The organism is uncultured Kordia sp. (genome assembly GCF_947496985.1).
GTDB lineage: Bacteria > Bacteroidota > Bacteroidia > Flavobacteriales > Flavobacteriaceae > Kordia.
The window spans coordinates 386,782-402,469 of record NZ_CANMEZ010000005.1 but is presented as its reverse complement, the minus strand read 5'-3'; the positions used below and the strand labels follow the sequence as shown (position 1 = coordinate 402,469).

The following is a 15,688-nucleotide window of genomic DNA, read 5'->3' as shown; positions in this document are numbered from 1 at the left end:
GGAGTTTGAGTGCCATAGATTTCTGTTTGTGTCTGAGTTAAATCAAACATATCAAATCCATCCAAATTCGCCGCATCATCACATTCTTCTAAATCAGTGATCACTAGTGGCAATACTGGAATTGGTGTCACTGTTAATTCTAATGGAGTTACAGTGAAACATCCTGTTACGGTATTGGTAGCCAGCACATAGATCGTTTGACTATCCATCATGATATTAGTATATGGACTTGCCAGTGGAAATAGATTCTGCTCAGCATCTGATAACGTTTCATGGAAACTATAATCTACATCTGGTTCATTGTTGATGATATCATTCACTAAATCTGTTAAATTAAACTGTTGGAAACCATCATTGTCCTCATCACAGATATCAGCTGTTAGCATTCCATTAGGATCCAATGTTGGACTTGGCAGTGGATTGACTCTGATATCAAAGGTGATGGTATTTTGACAACCTGTAGTATCATTGGTTGCTAGTACAAAAATCGTTTGTACTCCAATTTCTGTATTGCTATACATACTTGGATCGGCAATTGGCGTATCACTGGCTAAATCAGCCGCATTAGCGTAATAGCTTAAGCTAATCCCTGGTGCACTGTTGAGTAAATCCTCTGAAAGCGACGTCAAATCAAATACTTCAACTCCATCATTTAAACTCACCGCATCACAGGTATCTAGTCCTGGTAATTGAACAAGTGTTGGCAATTCATTTACAATCAGTGTTAGATTGGTTACTGTAAAACATCCTGTGGTTAGATCTTCCACACGCACCCAAATCACTTGTGGACTTGGTGGAATGTTGCTATAGGCATTTGGATTGTTGATCTCACCTGTGGCAGTTCCTGCAGTAGCATTGACTTGTGTGTTGTAATAACGAACGGTATGTGTTAAGGGATCTTCTCCGTTTAAAATAGCTGTTTCACTCTCTGTTAGATCAAACTGAGTAATCCCATCAGTATCGCCATCACACTCCGCAAGCAAAGCTGCATCAATGGCAGAAAGCTCTGGTGAATCATGTACAATTAAATCAAGTGGGACCACATTGAAACATCCCGTAAGGACATTTTCTACACGTACATAAATTGTTTGATTGTAGGCATTGATATTGGTGTAAGTATCATCCAACACATTGACATTATTATCAGCATCTTCTGGTGTTTCATGATAGGTAACTGTTACCTGTCCTGGAATGAGTCCACCTGTGATTTCGCTCTCAGTACTTCTGATATCAAAAATACCAAAACCGTCATTGTCAGTATCACAGTATTCTAAAGGTGTCGCTGGGAAAACAGCTGGTGTATCATTAATGTTTACCGTTAACTGTGTAACAATATGACAACCAGTATTGATATCCTCCACACGAACAAATACCGAATATGTAGTTGGTGTTGCAGTGTTTTCATATGGCATTGGAAGTGCATTCATATCACCATCCGCATCCACTTGCGTTAAGTGATATGAAACATTTAAATCTGGGTTCGATGCCGTTATTTCATCATTTTTAATTGTTAAGTCTGTTGGTGCTATTCCATCCGCAGTTTCATCATCACATGCTTCAAGTGTAGTTGGCGCAACAAATACTGGCAATGGTGGTACTTGTAATTCAAAACTTCCTACTTGAATACATCCAAGAAGATTTACAGCACGTACCCAAATTAATTGCCCATCTGTTCCTATTGTGTTGGTAATTGGAGCAACATCAGCATCAGCGTCTGCTTCATTTAAGTGATAACTAATTGTAAGACCTACTTGTCCATTTTCAATTACCGTTGTATGTGTTGTCAAATCAAACATCTCCATCATATCACCCGTGTTATTAAAATCACAAGCAATCATTGGTGGAATGTTGTCTAAATTTGGTAATGGATCTACAATTAAGATCAATTCTACTACACTATGACACCCTGTAATATTATCTGTAACTCTTGCATGAATAATCTGCAAAGAAGGTGTCGTCGTTGTGTATAAGCCCATGATTTCTGTTCCTGCTAATCCAGCTTGTGCTAAAGCATCTGATGTATAGTAGCTAACAGTAGCTGTTCCTACTAAAGCACCTAAAATTTCAGCATCTTTAGTAGATAAATCAAAGGTTCCTAGATTATTTGTATCATTCCCATCCGTATCATCACAAACACTATAGTTTGTTGGTACTGTTGCTACGATACCTGGGTTTACTTGTAAATCTAAAGACGATGTATTTACACAACCTGTAATCGTGTTTTCGATACGAATATGTACCGTTTGATTGTCCATTGTTTCATTTACATATGCAGCTGGAAGCGGTGTCCCTCCTCCTGCTAACGCTTCTGCTGGTGTTAGGTAATAACTAATTACCATTGGATCCGTAGAAGTTTGTCCTGCAAGTATTTCTGCATCAGCATTTGTTAATGTAAACCCTACAAAGCCATCTGTATCATCATCACATTCTTGTAATGTAGTTGGCACTACTGGTGCTGGCAATGGATTTACTTGTACTTCAAAACTCGTTGTTGTGTAACATATATTTGTAGTATCAGAGCTATCTACTCTTACAAATATTACTTCTGTTGGATTTGTATTTACGTATGTTGTTGATAATGGATTTGCATCTGCGTCTGCGTCTGCTTGATTTCCATGAAAAGTAACCTCTACATCTCCTAAAGCTTGTCCTCCTATTATCTCTGTGATTTTAGTTGTAAAATCAAATGTATCAATTCCGTCATTTGAAACATCATCACACACAACCATATTTACAGGCTGAACTGCTGTTGGTTGATAGTCTACACATATTTCAAAATTTGTTGTATCAAAACAAGATGGATCAACATTATTTTCAATCCTCACAAAAATCTGTTCACAATCATTTGTATTTGTGTATGGGCTTACCAATGGATTTGTTCCTGTATCTGCATCTATTTGTGATCCATAATATGTAACAGAAAACGTTGTTCCATTTTGTGTTCCTAAAACTTGAATATCATAATCTGTTAATGTAAAACCTTCAACTCCATCATTACTATCATCATCGCACACAACAACATTTGCTACTACATTTGCTATTGGCAATGCATTTACTGTAACATTATACTGAGTTATAGCCACACAAGTAGTTGCTATATTTTCTACTCTTACTACAATTAAATCTGTTGGATTCACATTAGGATACATATCTGGAAGTGGGTTCGCATTTGCTGTAGCATCTGCTACCGAACTGTGATATGTGATTGTAAAATCTAATGGATCTTGCGCGCCAAGTATAGAAGGTATTTGTGATGGTAAATTAAAAATTTCAGTCCCATCATTTGTAGGATCATCACAAACAATTATATCAGCTGGTGCTGTAAGTGTTGGTTCTGAATTTAGCACTAAATTAAATGATGTTAATGCATAACAAGATGGATCTGCATTATCTTCTATTCTAACAAATATATCATCCGTTGGTGCTGTTACATTTGTATATAAACAAGGTAATGGGTTTTGATCTGTATCTGCATCATTTTGCGTATCGTGGTATGTTACTGTATAATTTGCCGGATCTAAAGCTCCTAAAACTGCTGCAGTTTGTGAACATAAATCAAATTCTTCTTCACTATCATTTCCAATATCACACAATACTATATCTGGTACTGTATTCGCCGTTGTATTTCCAATATTCAGTGTAAATGAATCTGTAGAGAAACAATCAATTGTTGTTGTTCCTGTATATGTTATTCTTACAAAGATTTCTTCACCATCATTTCCGGTGTATGCTTGTGCTTCTGCATCTGTTAATGGATTTGCTCCTGTATCTGCATCTGCTTGTGACAAATGATAGGTGACTTCCATATCGGTAGTATCTGCAATAGGCGCTAATACTTGCGCAGTATTCACTGTTAAGTCAAATACTTCCGTAGCATTATTAGAACATTCAGATAAGTTTGAAGCAGGTCCGTTGTTAATTTCAGGAGCTACATCAATACAGATTGTTTCTGTATACACACAACCTAAATCATCATTTACTTCATATGTATAACAGTGTTGACCAGCTGTTGCAGGCTGTACTGTAATTACGTTTCCTACTGTATTTGTAATAGATGGATCTGTTAACCACTCTTCTGTTAAGATAGAAGAAGGTGGAGGAAGTAAACTTGAATCAAAATCTAAGTTCCAAGAAAAAAGTGTTCCATCATCTGCTCCCCATGTATCAATGATTTCAAATGTCCAAGTTCCATTTAACTCAGAACCTAAAAGATTATCAAACGAACTAGAAGCTAACGGCGCATAAGTTCCTGCTGGAACAGTAGTAACACCTCCTAAATTTGCTGCTTGATCCAGCGTTTGTGTTGCTGTAGGAGAAAAACAATATTCCCATCCTGTACCTGGGTTTCCATTATCTGCTTGATCAGGAATCCCTAAATTATCTCCTGGATCCGTTCCATCACCATATGAAATAAATAATACTTGCGATCCGTTTGGTGCTGTCAAAATCATATCCAAATCTCCCATAAAAGAATGCTCCATTACGATACAGATTTGATTGATTTGAGATACATCTGTAATTACTTGTCCTGACCCATAACAATCAACTTCAATAGTAGAGTTATAAGATGTCGCCGTACCTGTTGACACTGTATCTTGCAACCAAGTTTGATCAAATATTTCTGGGGCACAATCTTCAAAAGGAGGAATCACTGCAACTCCTGTAATGTCTGTAGATTCACCAAAACATATTTCGGGATTTGCCGCCTGAGTTCCTGTAAAATCTACTGGTGTAGAAACATATACCAATTGATCTATATTATTAACACTCATACAATCATTATCAGGATCTCCATCTGAGTTCGCTGGATTATTATCACGTATAACTAAATTAACTCTATAAATTCCTGATTGCGCATAAGTATGTGTTACACTTGCTCCATTTAAAACGTTTGTATCACCCATATTCCATTCGTAGGTAGCTCCAGTTCCATCAGAAGCAAAAGTTCCACTTCCATTTAGTGTTAATGGATCTCCTAAACAAACTCTTAAAATTCCATCAGTTGAAACAGCAGGAACAGCACTATCTAAATTTGCTGTAATTGTTTGACAAGGTACAAAACAACTTAAAGCTGCTTGCCACCCAATATTTACACCTGCTCCATCAGATACAAATCGAATTGTTAAACATCCTGAAGTATTTGAACCAGAAGCCTCCACTAATCCTGGAGAAGCGGTTCCTGTATAAGTCCCTATTAATGGAGATGAAGTGTCTGGGCCATCAAAGATATCCATAAAGTCACTATTATTTTGCAAACCAAACGACGCAAAATCCATACGTACGGATTGTCCTGGTTCAGAAGTACATAGTGTCAACACGAAGTTTTCATCATTAGAGTATTGTCCGGCTCCACTACCTCCTGTATCTAGAAAAACAGGACTCGCTGAACAGTCAACATCTAAGTTTCCATTCTGCATTAATATATTCTGACTTAACAGTATACATGGTAATAATATCAGTAGAAAGGTTAGTATTTTTTTCATTTCCTGTGTTTTTAGCGAGTTTTTTGAGGAGTTATTACAAGAATGTATTGTTGGTTGATCCTGTATCTAGTTAGTTCATTTGAGAAAAAGTTAATATCATATCGCAACGGATTGAAATTATTAACATTAAACATGTTATTCCTCATTATATTTTTGTTGTAAGTTTTAAAAAGCGGAACTGTAGAAAGATTTACGAAGTCCTCTCCTTCTTTATAGTTTAATCTGTAGAATGAAATCCTGTTAAGCAGCAAATCTTTGAATCGCTCATAACGGATAGGATCGGAAAAAACGATAGTATTTGCTTGTTTTTGATAAACTTCTTTTATAAAGTTATCTACTTGATTAGGTTTTACTTTAGGTGCCTCTTTAGTGTTTTGTGCAAAAGTACTAGTTATACAAAAACACAAGGCAATAATTAAAAAGCTGCATGTACGCATAGAAACAATCTTTAAATTCAAATATTATAAGCCCTCATAACATATTAACGTTTAAGAACTTGTGTTCTGGTTGGTATTTAATTATGGTATTTATAGACAATGCCCTTCGTCCAATAAAAAACTCATAATTAAAGCTTCAATTCTTCTCTTTCTTTATATAACAACAACACCTATGAAAATCCGACATTGTGTTAAAAAAATTATTTTGAAACGCGGAAAATTAAGAAAATTTTATGATATACATAATTCTTTAACACATTTATTTACGGCGTGTTCGATCAAATCATATTCAATAATTAATTATCTTTGCAGTCTTGTTAAATTTTGAAAAAAATTGTGTAAGAATACTAAGTTATTTAGAAGTTTAAAATCTTCTACAAAATTCGGTAATTTACATCCTAATTTTTCACACATTAAAGAAATATTGAATAGATGAAAATAGATAAGGCACTTGAAGAGGAAATACAAGCTATAGGAGATGACCATATAATGACTTCATATGATACTCCATTGCGTACTGATGCTTTTGAGTTAAGCGATGCTGAAAAAATAGCTAGTATCAAAAAAGACGTTGCCAATATTATGCAAACATTAGGTTTGGATATGACTGACGATAGCCTGAAAGGAACTCCTAATAGAGTAGCAAAAATGTTTGTCAAAGAAATTTTTGGCGGATTACATCCTGACAGAAAGCCAAAAGCTTCTACTTTTGACAATAAGTATAAGTATGAAGAAATGCTCGTAGAAAAAAACATTACGGTGTATTCTACTTGCGAACATCATTTACTTCCTATTGTTGGAAGAGCGCACATTGCTTATATCTCTAATGGAACAGTTGTTGGACTTTCTAAAATGAATAGAATTGTTGATTATTATGCAAAAAGACCACAAGTTCAAGAGCGTTTAACGATTCAAGTCGTAAAAGAACTACAAGAAGTATTAGGAACTGATGATGTTGCCTGTGTAATTGACGCAAAACATCTCTGTGTTAATTCGCGAGGAATCAGAGACATAGAGAGTAGCACTGTAACTGCTGAGTTTGGCGGAAAATTTAAAAACGAAAAAACTCGTCTAGAATTCCTAGATTATATTAAATTAGATACAAAATTTTAAACAATCACATTTTTTATTAATACCATGAAATTATATCAAGAACAAGAACTAAAAATATACAATTCCCTCACAAACCAAAAAGAAGTTTTTACACCTATTAATGAAGGTCATGTTGGAATGTATGTCTGCGGTCCTACAGTATACAGTAATGTACACTTAGGAAACGTACGAACGTTCATGTCGTTTGATATGATTTTTAGATATTTAAACCATCTAGGCTATAAAGTACGTTATGTGCGAAACATTACGGATGTTGGTCATTTAGAGAATGATGCGGAAGAAGGTGAAGATAAAATTGCCAAAAAAGCACGTTTGGAAGAATTAGAACCAATGGAAATTGTACAACGTTATACAATTGATTTCCATGAAATTCTACAAAAATTCAATTTCAAACCACCTAGTATTGAACCAACAGCTACTGGGCATATTATTGAACAAATAGAAATTGTAAAATCCATTCTTGAAAAAGGATTTGCTTACGAAGTCAATGGCTCTGTATATTTTGATGTTCATAAATTCAATGAAACGAATGATTATGGAACATTAAGCAAGCGTAATTTAGAAGATTTAGTACATAATACACGTGCGCTAGACGGACAGAGTGATAAAAAGAATCCACAAGATTTTGCACTTTGGAAAAAAGCTGACAAAAAACACCTCATGCATTGGCCATCTCCTTGGAGTGAAGGTTTTCCTGGTTGGCATTTGGAATGTACAGCAATGAGTACAAAATATTTAGGTGAAAAATTTGACATTCACGGTGGCGGAATGGACTTGAAATTTCCACATCACGAATGTGAAATTGCCCAAAATGAAGCTTGCAAAGGAACTTCCCCTGTAAATTATTGGATGCATGCTAATATGCTGACAATGAACAGCAAAAAAATGGCGAAATCAACAGGAAATAATATTCTTCCTGGCGAAATTTTCTCTGGAGATAATAAAAATTTATCTAAAGGGTTTGCTCCTAGCGTTGCTCGTTTCTTTATGATGCAAGCACATTACAGAAGCATTCTTGATTTTAGTAATGATGCATTATTAGCTTCTGAAAAAGGTTTCAATAAGCTAATGGAAGCAATCAAAACACTTGACAACTTAAAGCCCGTTGGCGATAAAACAAGCTTTAACTTTTCTGTATGGAAACGTAATTGCTACAACGCTCTGAATGATGACTTTAATACTCCAATTTTAATTGCTGACTTGTTTGAAGCTGTAAAATACATCAATCAACTAAAAGATGGAAAAGCAACTATTTTACCTGAAACTTTAGTTGCCTTAAAAGAAAGTATGCATGCATTTGTATTTGAAATTTTAGGGTTAGAGCGACAAACTGGCACTACTGATGATGGAAATGCACTTTCAGGCGTAGTTGAGCTATTGATTAAACTTAGAAATGAAGCAAGAGCCAATAAAGATTTTGCAACATCAGATAAAATTCGTGATGAATTATTAGCTTTAGGAATTCAATTAAAAGACGGAAAAGAAGGCACTTCTTTTGCTGTCAGTTAATGCATAGCATATATAACTAACAAAACAACATACATCATATGAGTGGCTTAGGAATTATTTTCCTCATTGTTGGTGGTATTATTATTTTATACAATATCATCATACAATTTGCGAACCTGTCAAAAATTATTCAATATTCTTTTGCAACCAACTCACTCGGAAGCTACTGGGAATATTATTTTAAAAATAATTTTAGCGCAAGAGCTCTTATATCATCGTTGATTGGTTTAGTTATTGCTATTGCAATTTTCTTTGTCATAGCACCATTCATTCTGTATAGAAAATATGTTTTAAAAAATGATATTGATAGTCAGTTAAAATCTGGATTATTATTTAATTATGAAGAATCATATCCACATACAAATAAAGATGGAATTTTCTATACAAACATTGATTTCTTACATGTAAAAGATATACAAGTTAACACTACTGGAATACTCAAACTTGATTTGATTACGGTTGTTTCAAAGGTTTCTGAATATTGCGAAGCAAACAACAAGAAAGTTGATTTCGCTTTTATGGAAAAAGTAAAATTGAGCAATAAAGCTACCGCAACAGTTCCAGTAATGATGACTTTAAATGATAGAAAGTATCCTTTGTATTTAATTTACACAGAAGAACACAAAGAAAAGTTTCAAGAAATGAAGAAATTATTATTTCAAAGTGATTACAGAGATTGCATCTACTTTTCTATTCATAAAATAGTGTAACTTTACATAATTAATCAAACAAAAACGACTATTAAAAAAGTACTTATATATCCGTTTATTTTATTGATTCGCTTTTACCAAAGTGCAATTTCTCCATTTACTCCCGCAACCTGTAGATATTCACCAACGTGTTCGCACTATACTGCAGAAGCATTGCAAAAACATGGTTTATTTCGTGGTGGGAAATTAGCGATTAAACGTATTTTTAGCTGCCATCCTTGGGGCGGAAGTGGTCATGACCCTGTCCCAGATGAATTACCTAAAAACAAATAAGATTTCAATTTAAAATCTTTTGAATTTATTAAACTTTTAAAGCTAACAACAATACAATATTGGCTCAACTTCCAACTTTAAGCACATCTTACATATTTCTCACAATTGAGTTTCATAAAATAACATTCCTTTACCATTTGCTTTCTTTGATTTTCGTTTCGTTTGCCTATATTTACATTTTATAAACAACTCCATATGCACTTACTTAGTATCAACTGGAATCCTAGCGAAGTTTTACTGAATTTAGGCCCAATTCAAATCAGATATTACAGCTTAATGTTCATTATTGCATTCAGCTTAGGATATTATATCATGAAACGAATTTATACAGTTGAAAAGATTCCACTGGAATATTTAGACTCTTTATTTATGTACACGGTAATTGCCACCTTACTTGGCGCTCGATTAGGGGAAGTATTCTTCTACAATTGGGGTTACTACCAAGAACATTTAATAGAAATCTTACTCCCAATAAAAGAAGATCCTAATGCAAGTTTGTTTGGGTTTATTAATGGATATAAATTCACTGGATTTGCAGGATTAGCAAGTCATGGAGCAGCCATCGGGATAATAACAGCATTGTATTTATACAGACGCAAATACGAATACAAAACCTTACTTTGGATTTTAGACAAAGTTGTAATTCCTGTGTCTATTGGTGGAGTTTTTGTTCGACTTGGAAATTTTTTCAATTCAGAAATTGTTGGAAAATTTACTGATTCCAATTTTGGAGTCGTTTTTCAAGGAAGAGGCGACACACTTCCACGTCATCCAGCGCAATTATACGAAGCATTTTGCTATATATTTGTATTTGCCATTTTATGGTATGTATATTGGAAAACTGACAAGAAAGAAAAACATGGATACATTTTCGGACTATTTCTAGTGCTTTTATGGACTGTTCGTTTCTTTGTTGAATTTGTAAAAGAAAGTCAAGGTGGATTTGAAGATAAACTAGGAGATGTACTTTCCACGGGACAATGGTTAAGTATTCCTTTTGTCATAGTTGGATTTTACTTTATGTTTAGAAAAACTAAAAATACAGCTTCAGAAGCATGAAAAAAATTTTAATATTACTTTGCTTTACAATTACATTTGTTTCATGTAAAAATGATCAAAATAAAAAAGTAAAAACTGCCGAAATTAAGTTTACAAAAGAAGGTGAATTAACGCTTTTTAAAGCTAGCGGCGACGAAGTAATTACTATTGATATAGAGTTTGCAGAAACTGATTACGAACGCGAAACTGGCTTGATGCATCGCACCTCAATGGAAGATAACCAAGGAATGCTATTTATCTTTTCCACAGAGTTTCCACGTAGTTTTTATATGAAAAATACATACATTCCTTTAGATATAATCTACTTAGACGAACAGAAAAAAATTGTTAGCTTTCAAGAAAATGCTGTTCCACTTAATGAAGCAGGTTTACCTTCGGAAATTCCTGCTATGTACGTATTGGAAGTTAATGCTGGATTAGCCGAAAAATGGCTATTAGAGATTGGTGATACTATTTCTTTTTCTAAAACTAAATAAGACGTCTAGAACTATTCCATACACACCAAATTCTCAACAAAGTAAAAGCACACAAAGTCAGGCTAATTATTGAATTATACGGTTTTACCATACTAGAATCTTATTTCTGGTTTATATCTTTAAAGTATAAATTTAGAAATTATATCATCATGAAAACTAAAAAATTCAAAAGCTTACTATTAAACAAAACATCAGTTTCAAAATTAACTTCTCAACAACTTATTGGTGGCGCTCCTACAACTCACAAAACAAATATTACTTGTGGTGGTATTTGTGAGAATAGCGTTATTATTTGTAATGTAAAATAACACTCAATCAATCAGCTATATACAAAGTAACGTTTCGAAGTATTTTAAACATTGATTATCAAGCAAACTTTATGGTTTTCCCGTAACAAAATTTTATTTCTGATTTATAATTTAGAAGTTCACATAAAACTTTGAAAACATGAAAACTAAAAGAGCAAACAGTTTATTATTAAACAAGAAATCAATCGCAACTTTTGAAATCACTGGAGGAAGAGCTGCGCAACCAACTACTAATGTTACTAATGTTACTTGTGGTGGTATTTGCAAAAAATCAGTAATTATTTGCGACAAGTAATTCAACAGAAGTCATGTATCGTTTCACACAAGAACGATATATCATACTTGAAAAATAAAAAGAGGCTGTTTAAAGAATAACGAAAAGCATCATTCTGGACTTGATCTAAAATCCAATCATATTGTTTTACAATGATGATGAGAAACCAAATCAAGTTCGATTTGACGAAAATTCAACTTTTTAGACAACCTCTTTTTCAATCACCTATCTTACAACAATATAGCCTAAAAACTTTGACCGTTAATTCGATAATCAAGGTTTACTTTATTATTTTTCTTGATACTGCTTTTATAGTTTCGTACTGATTAATTATTTAAACCATTATTATGAAAAAGCAACAATTAAGATCACTTAACTTAAAGAAACAATCAATTTCTACGCTTCTTACAGGAGGAAAAACAGCCATCCCAACAACATTAAAAACCAATGCAACTTGCGGAGGCGGTATATGCGATGCGTCTGTTCTTATAGCATGTACTTCTATAGCTAATTGCTCTTTAGTTTGTGGTGCCCCAGAACTAACTAGAGGTAGTTGTTAGTTAGTATATAGTATAGTAAAAGAGTAAAAAAGAGCATCACTAAATTTAGTGATGCTCTTTTTTTTAAGAACCCAAATATCAATCAATTCAAAATTCCTTTTAATCAGAGATACTAATACGATAATCAATGCTACTATTTTTAATTATTCTAGCTTCAATATTATAGCTTCATGACCAAATAAAATTCTATATTATAAAAAAACAACATTTAAAACTTTAAAGCTTAATAAAATTTCGATCCATTCATTTATTAAAGGAGAAAAAAAGACTCCTCTTTCTACAGATTGCTAGATTATAAAGAAACTAGCTTTTGAAAAAGCAAAAACGCCACTCAAATGAGTGGCGTTTTTTATTCATATAAGTATATAAGAGTGCTTATTCAGCTTCTTCTAACCCTTTGTTGATATCACCATCTTTGATTGTATCAAACATTACTGGCGTTGCAATAAACATAGACGAATATGTACCCACAATTACACCTACAATTAATGCAAACATAAATCCACGGATAGATTCTCCACCGAAGATAAAGATTGCTAATAACACTACTAAAGTAGTTAACGATGTATTTAACGTTCTACTTAATGTACTATTCAATGCCGCATTTACTACTTTACTAAACTTCCAGTTTGCATTCTCATCCATGAATTCACGAATTCTATCAAACACTACCACGGTATCATTCAGCGAGTATCCAATTACGGTTAGTATTGCCGCAATAAATGCTTGGTTGATTTCCATGTTGAATGGAAGGAATTTCCAAGCTAAAGAGAAGATTCCTAATACAATTAACACATCATGGAATACAGCCGTAACCGCTCCAAGTGAGAATTGCCATCTTCTGAATCGCAATAAGATATATAAGAATACTACTACTAATGAACCTAATACAGCCCAGAATGAGTTTTTCTTGATATCATCCGCAATAGTCGGTCCTACTTTAATAGATTTCATAATTCCCGCATCTTTATCTTCAGCACCATCTACAAATCGTGCAAGTGTCATATCTGCAGGTAAGAATGATTTTACTCCATTAAACAACATGTCTTTGATTTCATCATCAACTTTAGTTCCTGTTTCGTTTACTTTGTATTTAGTTGTAATTTTTAACTGATTATCATTTCCAAAAGTTTTTACTTCTGGCGAGTTTTCAGCTCCAAAAACAACCGTCAATTTATCTTTTACATCTTGTGGGCTTACATCATTTTTAAATCGTACTTGATACGAACGTCCTCCAACAAAATCAACACCTTCATTTAAACCATTTCCAAAGAAATAAGATCCTAATCCTACCAATATCACTGCTCCAGAGATAACATATGCAATTTTACGTTTCTTTAAGAACTCAACATTCATATTTCTGAATAAGTTCTTCGTAGCTCCTGTAGAGAATGCTAATGTGTTTCCTTTTCCAACATACCAGTCAATTAATAAACGAGTGATAAAGATTGCTGTAAATAATGACGTTGCAATACCTATTAATAAAGTAGTTGCAAAACCTTTAATTGGCCCTGTTCCGAATAAGAATAAGATTAAAGCCGTTAAACCAGTTGTAATATTGGCATCAAAGATAGAAGACATTGCTCCTTTCCAGCTAAATGCATGACTGATTGCTTCTTGTAATGTTTTCCCTTTTGCTAATTCTTCTCTAACACGCTCATATAAAAGTACGTTGGCATCCACCGACATACCTATAGTAAGTACAATACCAGCAATTCCAGGCAGCGTTAATACAGCGCCTAAGTTTGCTAATACTCCAAAAATCAATACAATGTTGAATACTAAGGCAATATCTGCAAAAATACCTGCTCTACCATAGTAGAATACCATCCAAACTAATACTAATGCTAATGCAATAAGGAATGACATTAAACCACTATCAATTGCTTCCTGCCCTAATGATGGACCTACAATTTCTGATTGTAAGATATCTGCTGTAGCTGGCAATTTACCTGCACGTAATACGTTTGCTAAATCTTGCGCCTCTTCAATTGTAAAGTTTCCTGAGATTTGAGAGTTTCCACCTGAGATTTTTCCGTTCGTTACACTTGGCGCAGAGTATACAATGTTATCTAAAACAATTGCGATAAATCCGCCTTCTTTATGTACTTCTTCTGTTAATTTCTCCCATTGCTTCGCTCCAATTCCGTTCATTTGCATGTTAACGTTTGGCTTATTACCTCCGCCTTGAAAACCTTGACTTGCTCCATCAATTACATCACCTTTCATTTGAGGCTCAGAGTTAGCTCCTTTTCTTTCTCCTGCTAACACATATAAATCTTGATATCCTTGCTCGTCAATTTCTTTTCCAAAAGCAAAACGAATAGAACGCAAATCTGCTGGTCTTACTTGCTTAATAACATCGTTATCAAGCAATTTCATTACAGTATCCTTATCAGTTTCTTTTACTTTACCGATAATACCACCACCTTGGAATGTAAATCTAATTCTATCAAATAATGGATTTACCACATTTAAACTATCTTCTTCTGTAGACGTTAATAAGTCTTCTGCTTGCTTGTCATCTGTTGCATCTTCCGCAGTAGCATCATCAGCCACTTCCTCTTTCTTTTCTTCTTTTTGAGAAGCATATTGAGGAAGCTCTTTTAACTTTTCGTTTGCAGCCGCAAGGAACGTACTTAATTTTGAGTTATCGTTGTACGTTTTCCAGAATTCAAGTTCAGCTGTTGTTTGTAATAATTTCTCAATACGAATTACATCTTTTGCTCCTGGTAATTCAATTAAGATACGTCCAGAAGTACCTAAACGTTGAATGTTTGGTTGCGTAACTCCAAACTCATCAATACGCTTGTTTAATACTTCTTTTGCAGAAATAATAGACTCATTGATTTTTTGTCTAATTACACGCTTTACATCACTGTCAGGCGTTTCAAATGAAGGAATATCTTCTTGTAATGCTTGTGTAAAGAAAATATCTGGATCTGCCAATAATAAACCTGCTGGCTTTATCTCGTCAAACGCTCTAAAAAACGATTCTACATAATCTTCTTGTGCATTTGCTTGTAACACATCAGCTCTTTCTAAAGCTTTGTTAAACGTTTCATTTTCGGTTTTGTTAGCCAATCCCCTTAAGATATCTTTTACAGATACTTGAAGAATTACGTTAATTCCACCTTTAAGGTCTAATCCTTTGTTTAGTTCTTTTTCTTTTGCTTCAGAATATGTAAATGAAGTAAGACCATAACTAATTGGCTCATTTCTATCTATAGAATCTAAATACTGCTTTTCAACAAGACCTCTTCTTGTTGAAGTTTCTTTTGTTTCAGATTCGCCTGGCGCTGGTTTTGGCACTTGCGAAACTGCATACGTTTTTGCCTCATTTTCAATTTTATTCGTGATAAACGTAAACGATAATTGGTAAATACTTACCAATCCGAATAAAAGGGCAAATAATTTTATTAATCCTTTGTTCTGCATTATTCAATATTTTTGGTCAAATTTTTTAAAACGAGCAAATATATAATT

General features: G+C 33.8%; 10 protein-coding genes. 8 read left to right on the top strand and 2 right to left on the bottom strand.

Annotated features, from left to right (window positions below; all coding sequences use genetic code 11):
* On the bottom strand, positions 1-5,483 hold a 5,483-nt coding region (locus tag Q0828_RS15455), incomplete at its 3' end, for a PKD domain-containing protein (protein ID WP_298422943.1).
* An 869-nt stretch (positions 5,484-6,352) separates the two neighbouring features.
* On the opposite strand from Q0828_RS15455, the gene folE reads away from it, so the two are divergent.
* From folE to Q0828_RS15415, 8 genes are all read left to right on the top strand, one after another.
* Positions 6,353-7,033 (top strand): GTP cyclohydrolase I FolE, encoded by a 681-nt coding sequence (gene folE / locus Q0828_RS15450; RefSeq protein ID WP_298422940.1) that lies wholly within the window; start codon positions 6,353-6,355, stop codon positions 7,031-7,033.
* Positions 7,034-7,057: 24 nt separating this feature from the next.
* On the top strand, positions 7,058-8,542 hold the full coding sequence (cysS, locus tag Q0828_RS15445; RefSeq protein WP_298422937.1) for a cysteine--tRNA ligase: 1,485 nt from the start codon (positions 7,058-7,060) through the stop codon (positions 8,540-8,542).
* A gap of 38 nt (positions 8,543-8,580) precedes the next feature.
* The gene (locus Q0828_RS15440; protein WP_298422934.1) at positions 8,581-9,252 is read left to right on the top strand and encodes a hypothetical protein; all 672 of its coding nucleotides are present in this window, start codon (positions 8,581-8,583) and stop codon (positions 9,250-9,252) included.
* Positions 9,253-9,282: 30 nt separating this feature from the next.
* Positions 9,283-9,525 (top strand): membrane protein insertion efficiency factor YidD, encoded by a 243-nt coding sequence (yidD, locus tag Q0828_RS15435; protein WP_298422955.1) that lies wholly within the window; start codon positions 9,283-9,285, stop codon positions 9,523-9,525.
* 195 nt (positions 9,526-9,720) lie between these two features.
* A complete protein-coding gene (gene lgt / locus Q0828_RS15430) occupies positions 9,721-10,584 on the top strand; it encodes a prolipoprotein diacylglyceryl transferase (protein ID WP_298422932.1) in 864 nt (287 codons plus the stop codon).
* Positions 10,581-11,060: a DUF192 domain-containing protein gene (locus Q0828_RS15425; protein ID WP_298422929.1), complete on the top strand. Its 480-nt coding sequence runs from the start codon at positions 10,581-10,583 to the stop codon at positions 11,058-11,060. The genes lgt and Q0828_RS15425 overlap by 4 nt, the downstream gene beginning before the upstream one ends.
* Positions 11,061-11,209: 149 nt before the next feature.
* Positions 11,210-11,368, top strand: coding sequence for a hypothetical protein (locus Q0828_RS15420; RefSeq protein ID WP_298422927.1), 159 nt, complete (start codon positions 11,210-11,212; stop codon positions 11,366-11,368).
* A 139-nt stretch (positions 11,369-11,507) separates the two neighbouring features.
* Positions 11,508-11,663, top strand: a complete 156-nt coding sequence (locus tag Q0828_RS15415) for a hypothetical protein (protein ID WP_298422924.1) — start codon at positions 11,508-11,510, stop codon at positions 11,661-11,663.
* A gap of 914 nt (positions 11,664-12,577) precedes the next feature.
* Here the strand turns inward: Q0828_RS15415 and secDF are convergent.
* Positions 12,578-15,640, bottom strand: a complete 3,063-nt coding sequence (secDF, locus tag Q0828_RS15410; RefSeq protein ID WP_298422921.1) for a protein translocase subunit SecDF — start codon at positions 15,638-15,640, stop codon at positions 12,578-12,580.
* Positions 15,641-15,688 lie beyond the last annotated feature (48 nt).

Coding starts and splice junctions, on each gene's coding strand:
- folE (WP_298422940.1), top strand. CDS start 6,353: ATGAAAATAGATAAGGCACTTGAAGAGGAAATACAAGCTATAGGAGAT.
- cysS (WP_298422937.1), top strand. CDS start 7,058: ATGAAATTATATCAAGAACAAGAACTAAAAATATACAATTCCCTCACA.
- Q0828_RS15440 (WP_298422934.1), top strand. CDS start 8,581: ATGAGTGGCTTAGGAATTATTTTCCTCATTGTTGGTGGTATTATTATT.
- lgt (WP_298422932.1), top strand. CDS start 9,721: ATGCACTTACTTAGTATCAACTGGAATCCTAGCGAAGTTTTACTGAAT.
- Q0828_RS15425 (WP_298422929.1), top strand. CDS start 10,581: ATGAAAAAAATTTTAATATTACTTTGCTTTACAATTACATTTGTTTCA.
- Q0828_RS15420 (WP_298422927.1), top strand. CDS start 11,210: ATGAAAACTAAAAAATTCAAAAGCTTACTATTAAACAAAACATCAGTT.
- Q0828_RS15415 (WP_298422924.1), top strand. CDS start 11,508: ATGAAAACTAAAAGAGCAAACAGTTTATTATTAAACAAGAAATCAATC.
- secDF (WP_298422921.1), bottom strand. CDS start 15,640: ATGCAGAACAAAGGATTAATAAAATTATTTGCCCTTTTATTCGGATTG.